At 71.8% G+C, this 18,191-nt stretch carries 12 protein-coding genes; 10 read left to right on the top strand and 2 right to left on the bottom strand.

Annotation, left to right across the window (positions count from 1 at the left end; translation table 11 throughout):
• The first annotated feature begins 127 nt into the window (after nt 1-127).
• On the top strand, nt 128-1,540 hold the full coding sequence (locus AB0M36_RS04630) for a PepSY-associated TM helix domain-containing protein (RefSeq protein WP_364152382.1): 1,413 nt from the start codon (nt 128-130) through the stop codon (nt 1,538-1,540).
• Nucleotides 1,541-1,636: 96 nt separating this feature from the next.
• On the top strand, nt 1,637-3,760 hold the full coding sequence (locus AB0M36_RS04625; protein WP_364152379.1) for a hypothetical protein: 2,124 nt from the start codon (nt 1,637-1,639) through the stop codon (nt 3,758-3,760).
• A 55-nt stretch (nt 3,761-3,815) separates the two neighbouring features.
• Here the strand turns inward: AB0M36_RS04625 and AB0M36_RS04620 are convergent, their stop codons facing one another.
• Nucleotides 3,816-5,534 carry a BTAD domain-containing putative transcriptional regulator gene (locus AB0M36_RS04620; protein WP_364152376.1) on the bottom strand — a complete coding sequence of 573 codons (1,719 nt, stop codon included), beginning with the start codon at nt 5,532-5,534 and terminating at the stop codon, nt 3,816-3,818.
• 196 nt (nt 5,535-5,730) lie between these two features.
• Here AB0M36_RS04620 and AB0M36_RS04615 point away from each other — a divergent pair, with 196 nt between their 5' ends.
• The 3 genes from AB0M36_RS04615 (at nt 5,731) to AB0M36_RS04605 (ending at nt 13,988) form a co-directional block, all read left to right on the top strand.
• Nucleotides 5,731-7,401: a multicopper oxidase domain-containing protein gene (locus tag AB0M36_RS04615; RefSeq protein WP_364152373.1), complete on the top strand. Its 1,671-nt coding sequence runs from the start codon at nt 5,731-5,733 to the stop codon at nt 7,399-7,401.
• A gap of 29 nt (nt 7,402-7,430) precedes the next feature.
• Nucleotides 7,431-8,180, top strand: coding sequence for a hypothetical protein (locus tag AB0M36_RS04610; protein WP_364152370.1), 750 nt, complete (start codon nt 7,431-7,433; stop codon nt 8,178-8,180).
• Nucleotides 8,181-8,339: 159 nt separating this feature from the next.
• Nucleotides 8,340-13,988 carry a peroxidase family protein gene (locus AB0M36_RS04605; RefSeq protein ID WP_364152367.1) on the top strand — a complete coding sequence of 1,883 codons (5,649 nt, stop codon included), beginning with the start codon at nt 8,340-8,342 and terminating at the stop codon, nt 13,986-13,988.
• 66 nt (nt 13,989-14,054) lie between these two features.
• Here the strand turns inward: AB0M36_RS04605 and AB0M36_RS04600 are convergent, their stop codons facing one another.
• Nucleotides 14,055-14,210 (bottom strand): hypothetical protein, encoded by a 156-nt coding sequence (locus AB0M36_RS04600; RefSeq protein WP_364152364.1) that lies wholly within the window; start codon nt 14,208-14,210, stop codon nt 14,055-14,057.
• 245 nt (nt 14,211-14,455) lie between these two features.
• Here AB0M36_RS04600 and AB0M36_RS04595 point away from each other — a divergent pair, with 245 nt between their 5' ends.
• The 5 genes from AB0M36_RS04595 to AB0M36_RS04575 all read left to right on the top strand — a co-directional run bounded on the left by AB0M36_RS04595 (nt 14,456) and on the right by AB0M36_RS04575 (nt 18,169).
• Nucleotides 14,456-15,181: a GAF and ANTAR domain-containing protein gene (locus tag AB0M36_RS04595; RefSeq protein WP_364152361.1), complete on the top strand. Its 726-nt coding sequence runs from the start codon at nt 14,456-14,458 to the stop codon at nt 15,179-15,181.
• Nucleotides 15,182-15,221: 40 nt separating this feature from the next.
• Nucleotides 15,222-15,944 (top strand): GAF and ANTAR domain-containing protein, encoded by a 723-nt coding sequence (locus AB0M36_RS04590; protein WP_364152358.1) that lies wholly within the window; start codon nt 15,222-15,224, stop codon nt 15,942-15,944.
• A gap of 58 nt (nt 15,945-16,002) precedes the next feature.
• Nucleotides 16,003-17,025: an SMP-30/gluconolactonase/LRE family protein gene (locus AB0M36_RS04585; protein WP_364152355.1), complete on the top strand. Its 1,023-nt coding sequence runs from the start codon at nt 16,003-16,005 to the stop codon at nt 17,023-17,025.
• A 266-nt stretch (nt 17,026-17,291) separates the two neighbouring features.
• Nucleotides 17,292-17,702, top strand: coding sequence for an SSI family serine proteinase inhibitor (locus tag AB0M36_RS04580; RefSeq protein ID WP_364152352.1), 411 nt, complete (start codon nt 17,292-17,294; stop codon nt 17,700-17,702).
• 284 nt (nt 17,703-17,986) lie between these two features.
• Nucleotides 17,987-18,169, top strand: a complete 183-nt coding sequence (locus tag AB0M36_RS04575; RefSeq protein WP_364152349.1) for a hypothetical protein — start codon at nt 17,987-17,989, stop codon at nt 18,167-18,169.
• Nucleotides 18,170-18,191: the final 22 nt, after the last annotated feature.

Raw genomic sequence — 18,191 nt, 5'->3', positions numbered from 1 at the left:
ATCCGCACCGGTGCCCGACGCAACTTTCGGCGCGCCCGGGCGAAGATCGGATCTCCGGGAACCAATCGGCAACCACGCTCGACCAACGCTGCAGTCCCTCGCAGTCGACCGTGACCGGAGCTCCCCCATGACCACCACCGCCCCTCCCACCGCCGCACCCCCGGTCGAACCGCGCCGGGTGCGGTCGCCGAGGAGTTTCGGCCCGCTGCTGCTGCGCCTGCACTTCTACGCCGGAGTCCTGGTCGCGCCGTTCCTGCTGGTGGCGTCGCTGACCGGGCTGGCGTACGTCTTCGCGCCGCAACTGGAACGGGCCGTCTACGCCGACGAGCTCGTCGTGGACGCGGGCGCGCCGGCCCGTCCGCTCGCCGAGCAGGTCGCCGCAGCCCGCGCCGCACACCCGGAGGGAGCCCTGACCGCGGTGCGACCGGGCGACGGCGACGCCACCACCCAGGTCGACTTCACGTCGCCGGAGCTCGACGAGGAGCACCAGCACACGGTGTACGTGAACCCGTACACCGGCGCGGTGACGGGCCAGCTGACCACGTGGTGGGCGAGCACCCCGCTGAAGACCTGGCTCGACGACCTGCACCGCAACCTGCACCTGGGCGACGTCGGACGCCACTACTCGGAATTCGCCGCGAGCTGGCTCGGCGTCATCACCGTGGGCGGCCTCATCCTGTGGTGGCGGCGCCAGCGCGGCAACCGCACCGCCCGCGCTCTGCTGACCCCCGACCTGAGCGCGCGGAAGGGCGTTCGGCGTACCCGCGGCTGGCACGCCGCCACCGGCGTCTGGCTGACCGCCGGCCTGCTGGTCCTCGCGGCAACCGGTCTGACCTGGTCGCGATACGCGGGAGAGAACTTCAGCACCGCGGTCGACGCGCTCAAGGGCAGCCGCCCCTCGGTGTCCACCGCCCTCGACGGGTCCGCCGCCCCCGCCGGGGGTGGACACCACGGTGGCGGTGCGGCCCCGGCCGGCGAGACCGTCGACCCGTCCGCCATCGACTCCGTGCTGAAGGTGGCCCGCGACAACGGCCTGTCCGGCCCCGTGGAGATCACCGTCCCCGAGGACGCGGCCACGGCGTGGTCCGTCGGCCAGAACCGCAACGAGTGGCCGGTCGGCCGCGACGTCATCGCCGTGGACGCCGCCACCGGCAAGGTCGTGGACCGCGTCGACTTCGCCGACTGGCCGGTGCTCGCCAAGCTGACCCGGTGGGGCATCAACGCCCACATGGGCACCCTGTTCGGCGTCGTCAACCAGATCCTGCTCGCCGCCCTGGCCGTGGGCCTGATCTGCGTCATCGTCTGGGGTTACCGCATGTGGTGGCAGCGCCGCCCCACCCGCGCCGACCGCCGCGCCCTCGCCGGGGCGCCGCCGGCCCGCGGGGCGTGGCAGCAGCTGCCGACCTGGGGCGTCGTGGCCGGCGTGCCGGCGGTGGTCGCGCTGGGCTGGGCGCTGCCGCTGTTCGGCATCCCGCTGGCGGCGTTCCTGCTCTTCGACATCGCCGCCGGGGCGATCCGGCGCCGCCGCGCACCGCTGTAGGGCGGGAGGCACTTCAGGACGGCTTCAGGTAGGACTCAGCGATGCCACCGGACGGCTCGGCAGGGTGTGACGTTCCGGATACACCTGAGGAGTCCCATGAAGAAACTACTGGCTCGCCTGCCGGTCGCCCTGGGCGTCGCGGTGGCGGTCGTGGCGCCGTTGGCCAGCACCGCGATCGCCGTCCCCGTGGCGCCCACGGCGCCGAGGGCCGGCAAGCTCACCCAGGTCGGCCCGATCGCCGAGCACGGCTTCCCGGCCTGGTTCCGCGACAGCAACAACGTGCGCCTCGAGGCCTGCACCACGCTCGAGGACCCGCTCTGTGCCACGCTGCCCGACGAGGTGCCGAACCCGGACCAGCCGGTGTCGTACCCCGACAACTTCCCCGGCGAGTTCTTCTACCAGCTCGCCGGCGCGGAGCTGACGCTGACCAACGGGGTCGACGCCACGATCGGCATGGACCTCGAGGGTGCCTGGGCCGCCGAGGAGGTGCGCGAGGGCGATCAGATGGTCTTCGGCCGGATCCGGATCCGGTTCGACGCCCCCGCGGGTGAGCGCTACCGCATCACCCACCCCTATGGCATCGACGACATCGTCGCCGACGACAAAAAGGGCGTCAACATGACCGAGGACATCGGCACCACGCCCGGTGGGTTCGGTCAGGCGCTCACCTCGCGGGTGGGCCCGTTCCTGAAGTGGGACCCCGCCGTCGCTCCCGCCGCTCCCGCCGGGTACACCGGTGACCCGGGTGTGGACCACAAGGTCGTGGGCAGCCCGTACAACACCAACTTCGTGCGGATCGAGCGCCTGGACCCGGTCACCGGCTCGGTGCTGTCCGAGGTCGGCTTCACCGATCTCTTCAGCGTGCAGGGCCGGTACGCGACCAACTCCGGCGTCGACCTCGACCAGGCGACCTACAGCGTCGGCCCGGACGGCACCGGCGCGGTCGAGGTCTTCGCGACCAGCGAACCCGACCAGGTGATCGAGATCGCCGGCAACGACGCGCTCGGCTTCCGCGGCGCCCGCCTGCGCGGTGCCAACGGCCGCTACTACGGCCGGTTCCCGGTCACCGGCCCCGTGCCGGCCGGAGCCACCGTCGAGGTGATCAACCAGAGCGACCAGCCGGCGACGCACAAGAAGCGTGCCCTGGTCGACGTGGTCCGGATCGAGAACGTCGCCTACGACGCCGACGCGCAGACCCTGAGCGTCGCCGCGTCCTCCAGCGACCGGGCCACCCGGCCGGCGCTGTCGGTGACCGGCTTCGGCCCGCTGACCGGCTCCCCGTTCACCGGCGTCGTGGCACCGCCCGCGACCATCACGGTCACCTCGGCCGCCGGCGGCACCGCGACGGCGCCGCTGATCGGCTCTGGCGGGACGTTCCAGCCGACCGCCCCGGTCGCCGCGGCCACCGCCGACACCCCGGCCATCATCGGGCAGACCGTTCGTCTCGACGGCCGGGCCACGGTCGGCGAGGTCGACACGTACGCGTGGACGCAGGTCTCCGGGCCGCAGGTCACGCTGACAAACCCGGCCGCCGCCCTGGCGACGTTCGTGCCCACTACCCCCGGCGCGTACGTCTTCAGCCTGGCCGTCCAGGGCCCGGGCGGCACCGCGGTGCCGGTGACCGTGACCGTCAACGTGACCGCGTCGACGGTGCCCCTGGCCAACGCCGGCACCGACCTGACCGTCGTCCGAGGTCGTACGGTGGCACTCGACGGCTCCAGGTCGAGCGCGGCCGAGTCGTACTCGTGGCGTCAGGTGTCCGGCCCGGCCGTCACCCTGACCAACGCGACCTCGGCCAGGCCCGGGTTCGTCTACCCGGTCCAGGCGCTGCCCGCGGCGCCCGGCCCGAACGCGACGTACGTCGCGAACAACGACCCGGTCGTGCTGGAGCTGACCGTGCGCAACCCGGCCGGTGTCGCCACCGACCAGGTGATCGTGCGGCCGCAGGCGGAGACGCTGTCCAACTTCGCCTTCCGCTACCGCACCGGCACCAACGAATGGCGGCTGTCCGGCGCCTCCAACATCAATGCGGGGCAGCGCGTCACGGTGGTGCTCGGCAGCACGCTCACCGGCCGGGTGATCGGCACAGCGACGGTGGACGCGACCTCGGCGTTCAGGGTCCGGGTGACCGGCCCGGTGCCGGGCACGATCCGCACCATCAGCCTCGTCTCGTCGACCGGTGCCCAGCAGCTCGCGCTGCCGGTCACGGTGACGAACTGACGCGGGTGAACGCGCACGGCTGAGCCGTGCGGACAACGGCGGCGGTCTCCTGTCTTTAGGAGGCCGCCGCTAGTTGGTTGCGCAGGTGTGCGCTGGAGGCGTGGGACACCTGTTCGGCGATGGCGTCGCGAATCACGGAGCTGCGGTGCCGCACCTCGCCCACCTGCCCCTCGCTGAGCAGGTGGGCGTGCACCAGGCTGTCGATGCAGGTGAGCAGCTCCGGCACGGAGCGGCCGGTGAGCGGCGCCAGCTCGGCCGTGCCCAGCGGGCCGAGCACCGCGCACGACCGCAGCACCTCCCAGGCGAGGTCCGGCATCCATCGGGTCCGCTCGCGGGCGATCTGCATCGCGACCGCGTGCGCGATCTCCGGGGGCCGGGAGGCGACCGCCAGCAGCGCCGGGATTCCGCCGCTGCGCTCGGCCAGGGTGTCGTCGCCCAGCGGCGCCAGCTCCGCGGCCGTCAGAGGACCCAGGCGCAGCACCAGCGGCGTGTTCAGGCTGGCCATCGGGCGCCCGACGAGCTGCGACGGGTAGCAGTAGGTCAGCACGATCCGCAGGCCGGGACAGCGCCGGCCCAGCCACGCCAGCTCGGTGACGCTCGCTGAGTCCAGGTCGGCGGCGTCGTCCACCGCGAGGAAGGACGGCTCGGGTTCGGCGAAGACCGCGGCGATCAGCTCCAGCTCGTCGCCGCGCAGTGGCCGGTCACTGCCGGCGTCGACGACCGCCAGCACGTCCGGGCCGGCGCCGAGCTCGATCAGCGCCCTGCGCAGCCAGGCCAGCCGCAGCACCCCGGCGGACGAGCCGCCGTGGCCGATCCCGACCCGGCCCGGCGCGTGCCGGGCGATCTCGGCCAGGAAGGCGGACTTGCCGGAACCGGCCGGCCCGACCACGTGCACGAGCGGCGGCGCGTCCGGCCCGAACAGGATGCCCAGGTGGGTGGTGCGGCCGAGGAACCGGTCCTGCGACACGGCGGCCCGCGCGACACCGAGCGCGGCGACCCGCTCGGGCTCGGCCACGGCCGCGACGGCGTGCCGCCCGGCCATCACCTCACGCTGCAGGCGTACGAGCCCGCCTGACGGTGCCACCCCGAGCTCCTCGTCGAGCACCCGGCGGCAACGGTCGAAGATGCGCAGCGCCTCGTCCGGCCGGTCCATGGCCACCGCCGCCGCCATCGCCGCCTCGTACCCGCTCTCCAGGTACGGGCTGAGCTCGATCGCGTCCAGGGCGAGCCGCAGGGACCGCGCGGGGTCGCTCGGCAACGCGGCCCTGGCGAGCTCGAGCAGCGAGTTGACGGCGGCGAACTGCACCTCGGCGCGGGCGGCCTCGGCCCAGTCGGCGTAAGGGTCCTCCGGGAAGGGAAGCTGGCGGGCCAGGGTGAGGATCCCGGCGTGGGCGACGAGGCGCTCGGAACCGTCCGGCGCCAGCGCGTCCAGGCCGCGAATTCCGGCGCGCAGCTCGGCCAGGTCCAGCTCGGCGCGGCTGGTGTCGAACAGGTAGCCGCCGCTGCGGGTCACGATGAACCACGACGAGGCATTGCCGGCGGGTTGCAGGCGCCGCCGGATCACCGACACGTAGTGCTCGAGGGCGGCCACGTGGTTGCCGGGCAGCTTCGCGCCCCACACGGCGTCGGCCAGGGCGTCCTTGGACTGGATCCGGTCGTGGCGGGCGGCGAGCACGCCGAGGACCTGGCGGGCACGGCGCGGCAGCTCGCCGGCGGGCAGCACCACGCCGTCGCCGTCCGTCGCCGTCAGCTGTCCGAGCACACAGACGCGCATCGCCACCTCCTCGACAGGATCAGATCGGCAGCGGAGCGCGAAGCTGAACGTTTTGGGGCCGCCTTGAGGAGCACCTGAGGCGCGGCTGAATGGGCGGGCGTCGATCCGCCCGGCGACTCCAGGTTTTCCAACGGCGCACCTCAGAGCCGGTTCCTAAGGTCTGCGCTCACCTGCATGTCTCTCGCTTGGAGTTCGGATGTCTCATGGAAACCTGAGCCGGCGCGGCCTGCTCAAGGGTGCGCTGGCGGTCGGTGGCGGAGGACTGATCGTCGCGACGGCCGGCGGTGAGGTGGTCGCCAAGTCGAGCAAGCTCGCGGCGAAGAACACCCCGACTCCCTTCACGAACATGTTCCGGCGGCCGCCGGTACTGATGCCGTTCGAGCAGGGCGTCGACGACCAGGGTCCGTTCCACCGCTACCGGCTGACCCAGTGCTTCGGCCGGGCGAGCATCGTGCCCGGGCTGACGACCGCGATCGCCGGCTACAACGGAATCTTCCCGGGGCCGACCATCCGGGTCCCGCAGGGCACCCGCTCCGAGATCCGCATCGCGAACAAGCTGACCGTGAACCCGCTGCACGGCAAGAAGTTCAGCAGCGTGACGCATCTGCACGGTTCGGCGTCGCTGCCGCAGTACGACGGCTATGCGAACGACCACACCGACCCGGGCAGCTGCAAGACCTACAAGTACCCGAACTGGCAGCAGGCCCGCACACTCTGGTACCACGACCACAACCACCGCACGACGGCGCAGAACGTTTTCGCCGGGCTGGCGGCCATGTACCACCTGAGCGACAAGTACGAGCGCGCCCAGCTGCCGCAGGGTGAGTACGACGTCCCGCTGGTCGTCAGCGACCTGGCGTTCAAGGCCGACGGCTCGGTGGCCTTCGACGGCGAGGACCACGAGGGCTTCATGGGCGACGTGATCCTGGTCAACGGCGTGCCGTGGCCGAAGATGCGGGTCAAGCCGCGGGTCTACCGGTTCCGGGTGCTGGTGGCGAGCATCTCGCGCTCGTACCGGTTCACGCTCAGCACCGGCGACGCCATGCACGTGGTCGCCACGGACGCGGGCATGACGCCGAAGGTCGCCGCCGTGCCCTCCTACCGCCAGGCGCCCGCCGAGCGATACGAGATCCTGATCGACTTCCGCAAGTACAAGCCCGGCACGAAGATCGAGCTGCGCAACCTCAGCAACAAGAACAACACCGATTTCAAGAACACCGGCAAGGTGATGCAGTTCGAGGTGGTCGCGGATCCGGCCGGGCCGGACCCGTACGTGATCCCCAAGGTGCTCGACCTCGGCCCGCAGCCGTTCGCGAACCGCGGGGCGATCGACGTCAACGAGCTGAAGCCGGAGATGGCCACGGCCCGCCGGACGATGCGGCTGGAGCGCAAGCACGGCCTGTGGACCATCAACGGGGAGACCTGGGACGACGTCGAGAAGACGAACTTCCAGCGGGTCTTCGCCAACCCGAAGCCGTACGCCGTGGAGATCTGGGACCTGGTCAACGAGTCCGGGGGCTGGTTCCACCCGCTGCACATCCATCTGGTCGACTCGAAGATCATCGCCCGTAACACGACGCGCGACCGCAAGGCGCACGCCTGGGAGGGCGGCGGCAAGGACGTCTTCTATCTGGGCGAGAACGAGACGGTCAGCGCGCTCATGCAGTTCACCACCGGCGACGGCAACGCGGGTGGGCGCTACATGGTGCACTGCCACAACCTCATCCACGAGGACAACGACATGATGATCCAGTTCGCGGTCGGGGACATCAACGCCAACGACCCGATCAGCTCGGATCCGGCGTACGTGGACGACGAGCCGGAACGCGCGGTCGTGTATGCCCCGTCCTACCCGTTGGGCACGTGATGGCGGCCGCCGGAGGTGTCCGTACCCGGGTGCGGCGCAGTGTCGCCGTGGTGCTGGTGCTGGTCTGCGCGGCGCTGATGCTCCGCGCGGGCGGCTGGTTCGCCACGGCCGAGGCGATGGAGCCGGCCGGGGTCGTCACCGACGACGCCGGCGACGAGCTCGCCACCACGAGCTACGACGGGCCGATGGTGCGCAAGCGGGCCGCGATCGCGATCCACCCGGCGAAGGGCGCCGACCGCGCGCGGATCGCCCGGGAGCTGCGGGCGTCGGCGAAGACCGCGGGCGTCGGCCCGCTCGAGGACGCGACGTTCGCCGTCTTCAGCGCCCAGCTGCTGGAGTATCTGGTGCCGGAGCTGACGTTCGTGCTGCCCGAGGGCACCCTGGCGGCCGACGCCGAGGCGTTCATGCGCGACCATCAGCCCCGTACGGTGGCGTTCTACCTGGTCGAGCCGGTGGTCGTGCACGACCTGACCTTCGGGGTCGTGCCGGCGGCGGGGGTTTCCCCGGCCGACGTCCTGGCCCGCGTGGACCGCGAGGGCATCCTGGCCGACTCGCTCAACCACTACGAGCCCACGGTGCAGCGATCCGGGCTGACCGTGCGCTATTTCGGCGCGATCCTCAGCGACGGCCGGATCCTCGCGGTGCGGGAGGCGCTGGGCCGGGCCGCCGGGGTGCCCGCCGAGCGCGTCGCGGTGTCGGCGAACCTGCCCGGCCCGGGAGTGGACCTCTCGCAGGGCCTGCCGAACCTGGCGGAGGGACCGCGGCCGCACCACGGCTGAGTTTCTCCACGCGTGCCTGAAGGCCGTCCCCCACGTCGGGGGCGGCCTTCAGCTCGTGCTCAGCCGGACCTTCAGCTCCTGCTCAGCCGGACCACACCCGCCAAGTCCAGGATGTGCGAATCACACGGATTCTCCCCTGACTCCCCCGGAGAACGCCTCATGAAGCTCCCCCTCGGTCTCACCGTCGGCGCCCTGCTCGCGACGACCCTGATCGCCACCCCGGCCGCCGCGGCGCCGGCCGGCCAGGGTTTCACGGTCACGCCCGCCGACCTGGCCTACATCCTCAAGCAGATCAAGATCGCCGAGGCGCACGCGGCGGCGACCACCAGCGAGACCGGCCCCTGCGGGGCGCTGCTCGGCACCGGGCCGGACCAGCTCTCGAGCCCGCTGCTCTCGATGGGCCTGCGCACGGTCGACGGCTCCTGCAACAACCTCGTGCCCGGCCAGGAGAAGTACGGCGCCGCCGACCAGCTCTTCCCCCGGCTGAGCGGCAAGGACTTCAAGGCGGCCGAGAACGCACCCGCCGGCCTCTTCGGCCCCGGCAGCCCCGCGTTCCCCACCACGTACGCGGACAAGCGCGCGAACAACACCGTCGTCGACTCGCAGCCCCGCATGATCAGCAACCTGATCGTCGACCAGACCGCGGCCAACCCGGCGGCGGTCGCGGCGGCCGGCAACCCGGTGCGCAGCCAGTCCGGCGCCACCACCCCGGCAACCGACGGCGCGACGACGCTGTTCATCCCCAACGTCACCACCGACATCGGGCTCAGCGCCCCCTACAACTCCTGGTTCACCCTCTTCGGGCAGTTTTTCGACCACGGCATCGACCAGACCGTCAAGGGCGGCGGCACCGTGGTCGTCCCGCTGCGCGCCGACGACCCGCTGATCGCCGGCGCCGACCGGACCCCGGGCACGGCCGACGACCCGTTGCCCGGCGACGCGCGCTACGTGCCGCCGTCGATGCGCTTCATGGCGCTGACCCGCGCCGCCAACCAGCCCGGCGAGGACGGCAAGCTCGGCACGGCAGACGACGTGCAGGACGCCAAGAACACCGACTCCCCGTTCGTGGACCTCTCGCAGACGTACACGTCGCACGCCGCGCACCAGGTCTTCCTGCGCGAGTACGCCGACGACGCCGCGGGCCGCCCGGTCTCCACCGGCCGGCTGCTGTCCGCTGCGGCGGGCGGCCTGCCCACCTGGGAGGACACCAAGCGGCAGGCGCGCGAGCGGCTCGGCCTCGCCCTCAGCGACGCCGACGTGCTGAACGTGCCGTCGGTCCTCGCCGACGCGTACGGCAAGTTCGTCCCGGGCCCGGCCCGCGGCCTGCCGCAGTACGTGACGGCGACCGGCCTCGTCGAGGGCGACCGGGCGAACCCGGTGCCGGTGCCCGCGGACACGCTGCACTTCGACACGCCGTTCGTCACCGACATCGCGCACCACGCCGACCCGACCCCGGTCGACCACGACCACAATCCGGCCACGGCCAAGGTGGCGCCGCGTCCCGACGACGACCAGAGCGCCTCCGCGGACTTCGCGGGCCAGCCCGCCGGCACGTACGACGACGAGATGCTCGCGGCGCACTACATCGCCGGCGACGGTCGGGCGAACGAGAACATCGGCCTGACCGCCGTGCACCAGATCTTCCACTCCGAGCACGAGCGGCTCGTCGGCGACATCGAGCGGGTGCTGACCGAAGCCGGCGGCCCGGCTCTCGCCGAGTGGAAGCTCGGCGCGGCCTGGAACGGTGAGCGGCTCTTCCAGGCGGCCCGCTTCATCGACGAGATGGAGTACCAGCACCTGGTCTTCGAGGAGTTCGCCCGCAAGATCCAGCCGGGCATCAACCCGTTCCAGCCGTTCGCGTTCACCCAGAACGAGCTCAACCCGGCCGTCTACGCGGAGTTCGCGCACTCGGTCTACCGCTTCGGACACTCGATGCTGACCGAGCGGATCTCCCGCACGGCCACGGACGGCTCGGACTCCTCGATGTCGCTGCTCGACGGGTTCCTCAACCCGCCGGCGTACACCGCGAACGGCACGCTCTCCCCCGAGCAGGCCGCCGGCGGGATCGTCATGGGCATGTCCGACCAGGTCGGCAACGAGCTCGACGAGTTCATGACCGACACGCTGCGCAACAACCTGCTCGGCCTGCCGATGGACCTGGCCGCGATCAACCTCGCCCGGGGCCGCTCCGAGGGCGTGCCCTCGCTGAACAACCTGCGCCGCGTCCTGCACGACAAGACCAACGACGGGCGGCTGGCGCCGTACCGGAGCTGGGTCGACCTGGGTGAGCACCTCAAGCACCCGGAGTCGCTGGTCAACTTCGTCGCCGCGTACGGAAAGCACCCGTCGGTCCGCGCCGCGAGCACCGTGGCGGCGAAGCGGGCCGCGGCCCGCGCGATCGTCGACCCGCTGCCCGGCGACGTGGCACCGGCCGACGCGGCCGCGTTCATGAACGCCACCGGCGCCTGGACCCCGGCGACCTCCGGCCTCGACGACGTCGACCTGTGGGTCGGCGGCCTGGCCGAGACCACCCAGCCCTTCGGCGGCCTGCTCGGCAGCACCTTCGACTACGTCTTCGAGAGCCAGCTCACCAACCTGCAGAACGGCGACCGGCTCTACTACCTGGCCCGTACGCCCGGCATGAACCTGCGCACGCAGCTCGAGGGCAACTCCTTCGCCGAGCTGATCATGCGCAACACCTCGGCGCACACCCTCAAGGCCGACGTGTTCGCCACCGCCGACTGCAAGTTCCAGCTCGACAACCTCGCCGGCACCGAGGCGGGCTTCGAGGCCTCCGGCAACCGGGTCACCGACGACCCCGGCACCGACTGTGACGAGCAGGCGCTGCTGATCCGGATGGCCGACGGCACCATCGGGTACCGGGCCCGCAACGGCGTCGACGCGCCCGGCATCAACGGCCAGTCCGTCTACAACGGCACCGAGAACCGCGACCGGGTCGTCGCCGGCAACGACAACGACACCATCTGGGGCAACGAGGGCGACGACGTCCTCGAAGGCGGCGCGGGCAACGACCACCCGCTCGGCGGCGAGGGCGACGACGTCCTCACCGACCTCAGCGGCGACGACATGCCCAAGGGCGGCGACGGCGACGACGCCATCGACGCGGGCCCGGGCCTCGACATCGTCAACGGCGGCAACGGCAAGGACTTCACCAACGGCGGCGCGAACGCCAACGACACGTTCGGCGGCGAGGGCGACGACTTCATCATCGCCGGCGACGGCGAGGACGCGGCCTGGGGCGACTCCGGCAACGACTGGATGGAGGGCGGCAACTCCCCCGACCTGCTCCAGGGCGACAGCGGCAACCTGTTCTTCCTCGACGACTCCAACAAGCCCGGCCACGACGTGTTCGCCGGCCAGGGCGGCGACGACGACTACGACATGGAGGGCGGCGACGACATCGGGGTGCAGGGCCCCGGCGTCGAGAAGAACGCCGGCGGCTCCGGCTATGACTGGTCGATCGCGGCGACCCGCGACCAGGGCGGCGACGACCAGGCGATCGACGCCGACCTCGACCTGCCGCTGAACCCGCTCGACGTCCTGGCGGTCGGCGTCCGCGACCGCTACAACGAGGTCGAGGCCCTCTCGGGCGGCGCGGGCAACGACGTCCTGCGCGGCGACGACGTGATTCCGTCCACGGTGGGCGGCGACGGCGGCGGCTTCCTCGGCTGCGACGCTCTCGACGCCGCGGGCATCGCCCGGATCAAGGGCCTGGACCAGGTCGTCACGCACCTGCCGACCCCGGTCTCCGCGGTGAGCAACCAGAGCGGACGTCCCTGCGACCTGAGCGGCGACGTCTGGGGCGAGGGCAACATCCTGCTCGGCGGTGCCGGCGACGACACCATCGAGGGCCGGCTGGGCGACGACATCATCGACGGCAACCGCTACCTGAACGTGCGGCTCAGCGTCCGCGACGCCGAGGGCAAGGAGATCCGCTCGGCACGCGGCATGGCCGAACTCCAGGCCGACGTCTTCGCCGGAAAGATCAACCCCAGGAACATCGTCGTCGTCCGCGAGATCCTGACGGCGCCGGCCGCGGGCCAGGACACGGCGGTCTTCTCGGGCACCCGCGACCAGTACGCCATCGACCCGTTCGGTGACGCCCTGATCGTGTCGGGCCCGGACGGCAGCGACATCCTGCGCAACATCGAGAAGCTGGCCTTCGCCGACCAGACCGTCGAGGTCACGGCGCCCGTCGCCTTCGCGGGCATCACCGCCTTCGCCGGCGACGCCCAGGCCACGGTCCTGTGGACGCTGCCGGCCGAGACGGCCGGCGAGCGGATCACCGGCTTCACGCTGGAGCGCAACGACGGCACCACGACCGTGACGACCGAGGTGGCCGACGCCACCGCCCGCAGCCTGGTGGTGCGCGAGCTGACCAACAGCGTCGCGGTGACCTTCCGGATCCGCGCCACCACGGCGAGCGGCCCGGGCGACTGGACCGCGTGGTCGACACCGGTCACCCCGACGCCGGCTACCGAGGAACCCGGTGACGACGACGGCGCCGAGGAGCCGGGCGACGACGACGGCGCGGGCGACGAGGGCGACGGCGAGGGCGACGAGGGCGACGGCGAGGGCGACGAGGGCGACGGCGAGGGCGAGACCCCCGTGGATCCGGCACCGGAGACGCCGGTGGAGCCCGGCTCGGGAACCCCCACGACGCCGACCGACCCGACCAACCCGACCGACCCCCGGCCGGTCACCCCCACGGCACCGGACGCCCCGGCGATCGGCACCGCGACGGCCGGCGACGGCACGGCGGTGGTCCGTTGGACGGCACCGGCCCACGACGGCGGCACCGAGGTCTACGGGTACGAGGTCCAGGCGCTGGACGACGAGACCGGCACGGTGATCGGCGTGGACGTCGCCGGGCCGGACGCCACCGAGCTGACGTTCACGGAACTGGTTCGCGGTGCGGCGTACTCCTTCCGGGTGCGCGCGGTGAACGGCGCGGGAGCGAGCGAATTCTCGGCGATCTCCAACCGCGTCGTCCCGACCGGCCCCGCACCGAGCAACCCCGGCACGCCCAGCAACCCGGGCACGCCCGGCACGCCCAGCAACCCCGGCACGCCCGGCAACCCCGGCACGCCCAGCAACCCTGGCACCCCGGGCACGCCTGGCATCCCGGGCACGCCTGGCACGCCCGGCACGCCCGGCACCCCGGGCACGCCGCCGGCCGACCAGCGCACGGCGCCGGGAAGCCCGCGGGTCGGGCGGGTCACCGCCGGCAAGGGCCTCGCGATCGTCCGGTGGACCGCGCCGTCGAACAACGGCGGCATGCCGATCACCCGCTACGAGGTGCAGGTGCTCAACGGCGCGACCGGCACCCCGCTGGGCAAGCCCCGGACCGCTCCCGCGACCGCCTCGGTGCTGTCGGTGACCGGCCTCGCGAACGGCAAGGCCTACCGCTTCCGGGTACGGGCCGTGAACGAGATCGGCGCGGGCGCCCTGTCGTCCGCCTCGGCGACGATCACGCCCCGGACGGCTCCGGGCATGCCGGGGCGCCTCACCGGCACCCAGGGCGCGGCCCGCGGCGCGCTCACGGCGACGCTGCGGTGGACGGCTCCGTCGTCGACGGGTGGTGCGCCCGTCACCGCCTACCGGATCACCCGCCAGCGGTTGGCCGCGAACGGCTCTCTGCGAGGCGCGCCGATCGTGACGACGGTGTCAGCCAAGACCCGCTCGTTCACCTTCAGCGGCGCGAACAGCCGCTACCGCTGCACCGTCCAGGCCGTCAACACGGCCGGGGCGGGCAGGGGCCGGGCCCTCGTCGTCCGGGTGCGGTGACAGCCCTCGATATCTGGTGATGCACACCCTCCGGCGGCGCTGCGTAAGCAGCGCCGCCGGCTGGCGTCAGTCCAGCCAGGAGGAGAATGGATCCTCTACGGTGACGAACTCGTCGACGCCGGCCACGACGACGATGGACCGGATCATCGCGCTGGCCTGGCGTAGGCGGATCGACGCGCGGGGAGCGGCGGCGTGGACATCGACGAGAAAGTGGATGAGCACGGAACCGGTGTAGATGGCCCCAGCATAGGCGCAATCGGAGCACCGGCATGACGATGGCGAAAAGCGTCGATTCCTCGACGAACAGGTTCGGCCTGCCAGCACGCTCGCGGAGCCCCATCGGCGTATCGTCGCAACCACCAATGAGTCGACACGCTGCTGCCCTGGCCCCAGGCGGCTTTCCGGTTCAGGCAGAGGTGCAGCCATGAACAGCCGCCACGCGCGCAGTCCAGTGCCGGGTGCGCACCGTGGGTGAGCGACTCGCGCACGTCGTGCGCCTCATCGCCAACGAACCGGCACGCGCCGACGACGGCGTCGGAGTCGCGGGAATTCTGCGGCGGCTGTGCAGCGCGGCCGGGCGGTCGCTGTCGGCCTCCGGAGTGGGCGTCAGCGTGATGTCCACGGACGGAATGCGGGGCATCGCGGCCACCTCGGATCCGAAGGTCGCACATTTCGAGGAGTTGCAGTTCACGCTGGGCGAAGGTCCCTGCCTGGAGGCGTTCTCCACTCGCCGACCGGTGCTGGTGCCCGATCTGGCGGATGGAGCCACGAGGCGGTGGCCGAGCTATACGCCGGCCGTTCATGACCACGGACTGCGGGCGGTGTTCGCGTTCCCGCTGCAGATCGGCGCGGCGCGCCTGGGCGTCCTCGACGTCTTCCGGCGCGAGCCGGGGCTGCTGTCGGACGTCGAGCTCCGCCGGGCGCTGATCTTCGCCGACGTGGCTGTCACGACGCTGCTCGACGGGCAGGAACAGGCGACGCCGGGTTCGGCGGCCGCCGGGCTCGACGACGCGATGGGCAACCGTGCGGAGTTGTTCCAGGCCCAGGGCATGGTGGCGGTGCGGTTGGGGGTGTCGCTGACCGACGCGTTGGCACGGCTGCGCGCCCATGCCTTTGCCGAGAACCGCCGCCTGGGAGACGTCGCGCGCGATGTCGTGGCGCGTAGGCTTCAGTTCGACAGTGACCAGTCGTGACCGCCGTCGGCACGGTATCCGGAGGAGGGCAGTAGGCATCATGTCCACTGTTTCTGCCGAGCGGCTCGCGACGGTGTTCGTCGAAGTCGCCGACACGCTCGTCGACGACTTCGATCTCATCGAGTTCCTGCAGATGCTCACCCAGCGGGTGGCCGGCCTGTTCGACACCGGCGCGGTCGGCCTGATGCTCGCCGATCACCATGACCGGCTGATCTTCATGGCCGCCTCCGACGAGAACGCCCGACTCATGGAGGTCTTCCAGCTCCAGCACGACGACGGCCCCTGCCTGGACGCGTTCCGCACGGCCCACCCGGTGACCAACATGAATCTCGCGGAAGCCGCACACCGGTGGCCGAAGTTCGCACCCCGCGCCGCCCTCGCCGGATTCCAGGCGGTGCACGCTTTCCCGCTGCGCCTGCGCGATGACGTGATCGGCGCCATGAGCGTGTTCAGCAGCGCCTCCGAGCTCGACGACGCGGACAGCCGGATCGTGCAGTCCCTGGCCGATGTCGCCGTCATCGGACTGCTGCAGGAGCGCGCCATCCGCCGCGGCGAGATCCTCACCGAGCAGTTGCAGGGAGCCCTGAACACCCGGGTCGTCATCGAGCAGGCCAAGGGAATCGTCGCCCAGTCACACGGCGTGGACCCCGACGAGGCGTTCGTCCTGATCCGCCTCTACGCCCGCAACAACAACCGGCGCCTCAGCGAGGTCGCCCACACGATCGTCACCGGACTACCGAACCTGCCGACCCTGCGACCGTGACGCCCCGGCACGGCGTTGCTATCGATCGATGTCAGTGTTTCCGGGCATCATGCATGGCATGAATGTTCCGCGTCCTCCCGCGCCCTGGCTCATCCGTCCCGTGAAGCTCCCGGCCACCACCCCACCACCGCTGACCGGCGCGTGGTCACCGACGGACACCCGGCTCGACGACGTCGAGCTGCTGGCCGTGCCGGGCGGCCACGGCCCCGAGGACGTCGTGGTCGGCCCGGAAGGACATGTCTTCTCCGGTACGGAGGACGGCCGCATCTGGCGCTGGCCACCCGACGCCCGTCCCGGCGCGACGCCGGAGCTGATCGCCACCACCGGCGGCCGCCCGCTCGGCATCGAGATCGACCCGCGCGACGGCAGCCTCGTGGTCTGCGACGCCTATCGGGGCCTGCTGCGCGTAACCCCGGACGGCACCATCACCGACCTCGCCCACCGGGCCGGCGGCAGCCGCATCCTGTTCTGCAACAACGCCGCGGTCGCCCGCGACGGCGTCGTCTACTTCACCGACAGCTCAAACCGCTTCCCCGTCTCGCACTGGCGGCGCGACCTGCTGGAACACCGCCCCAACGGACGGGTGCTGGCCTACGACCCGGGCTCGGGAAGCACCGAGGTGGTGGCCGAGGGCCTCTACTTCCCCAACGGGGTGGCGCTCACCCCGGACGAGGACGCGTTGCTGCTCTGCGAGACGGTGGCCCACCGGTTGCTGCGGCTGTCGCTGCCGGACGGCACGGTGCGGGTTCTGCGCGATCTGCCGGCGTACCCGGACAACATGTCGGCGGTCGGCGACGGCACCTACTGGATCGCTCTGGCGAGTCCGCGGGTGGCCCTGGCCGAACGGCTGCTGCCGCATCCGATGCTGCGCCGTCTGGCGGCCGTCCTGCCCTCGCGGCTGCAACCACAGCCGCTGCCGCACACCATCGCCGCCCAGGTCGACGGCGAAGGCGCCGTGCTACGGGCCCTGCATGGCCCGGCCGGCCGCTATGTGATGGCGACCGGGGTGCGCCAGCACGGTGACACCCTGTGGCTCGGCAGCCTCACCGAGAAGGCGATCGCCCGCACGTCCCTGTCGTGATCGGCGGGCCCGCCGGGCGGTCCCGGTGATTCCCGGCGGGCCCGGTGTGCGATTTCCGCAATGATGAAGGCCGCCTGACTCCCGTCATTTTTCTTTCCTCCACAATGACCCGTGAATTGTCGCTCACCGTTAACAGTGCGCCCTCAGGAAAGCAACAGGCAGTTCCTTGGAACGACGCAATAACGGCCTAGGCTCACCGGCGGCCCGGATCACACGACGACACGGGCGACAAGGTCCTCACGACGGACCCATTCAAGGAGGAAGAAATGAACGCATTCACGCGCGGCGCCCTCAGCCTGCTCGCCGCCTGCGCCACGGGCACCGGAGTTCTCGCCGCGACGGCGGCGCCCGCCGCCGCGACGGCCCGCGCCGCTTCGTCCACCCTGGCGCTGATGGTGCACGACCAGACCGGCGCGGACCCCAGGATGGCACTGCTCACCTGTCAGCCGGCCGGGGGCGCGCACCCGCAGGCCGCCGACGCGTGCGCCGCCGTCGCGACCGTCAACGGTCACCTCGGCGTGCTCGACCTGAACCCCAACGGCGCGTGCACCCGCGAATACCAGCCGGTCACCGCGAGCGCCCTCGGCTACTGGGAGGGGCGCCCGGTCCGCTACACCGAGACGTTCTCGAACCGCTGCGAGATGCTGCGCCAGACGGGACCGATCTTCGACTTCTGATGCCGGCCCCGTGCGCGATGCCGGGGTTTCGGCCTCCGGGTGGGACCCGCTCGCCGCAGGACAGCCAGGCACACTGCCGGACGCCCGGCTCACCTTTGGGATGAGCCGGGCGTCGGCCGCTTGTCGCACCTACGTGATCGATTGATCACCGACGGTATGTCGACTGGCGGATCGGTCGGGGCGGGGTCGGGCGGTCAGCCGGTGTCACGTCGTGCCGCGCCGTGCGACATTGTCGCGCGGATCGGTGTGGGAGGGCGGGACTTGTGACACCCCAGGAGAGCTTCGTGGACGACGCGCTGCTGGCGTACGCTGCCGGCCGCGGCGACGCCCTGGCGGGATGCCGCGATGGGGAAAAGGCGCAGCATCCGCGGACGGGAGCGGATTACCGGATGGGTTTCCTCGACGGTCGCGTCGAGATTTTCCGGATGTTCTCGCAGGTGCGCGAGATTCTCGACGAGAACGGTTGATAAGACTCCCGCCCGGCCCCGC

This window comes from Actinoplanes sp. NPDC051346, assembly GCF_040682215.1.
Classification (GTDB): Bacteria; Actinomycetota; Actinomycetes; order Mycobacteriales; family Micromonosporaceae; genus Actinoplanes.
This window is presented reverse-complemented; position numbering and strand designations above follow the sequence as displayed.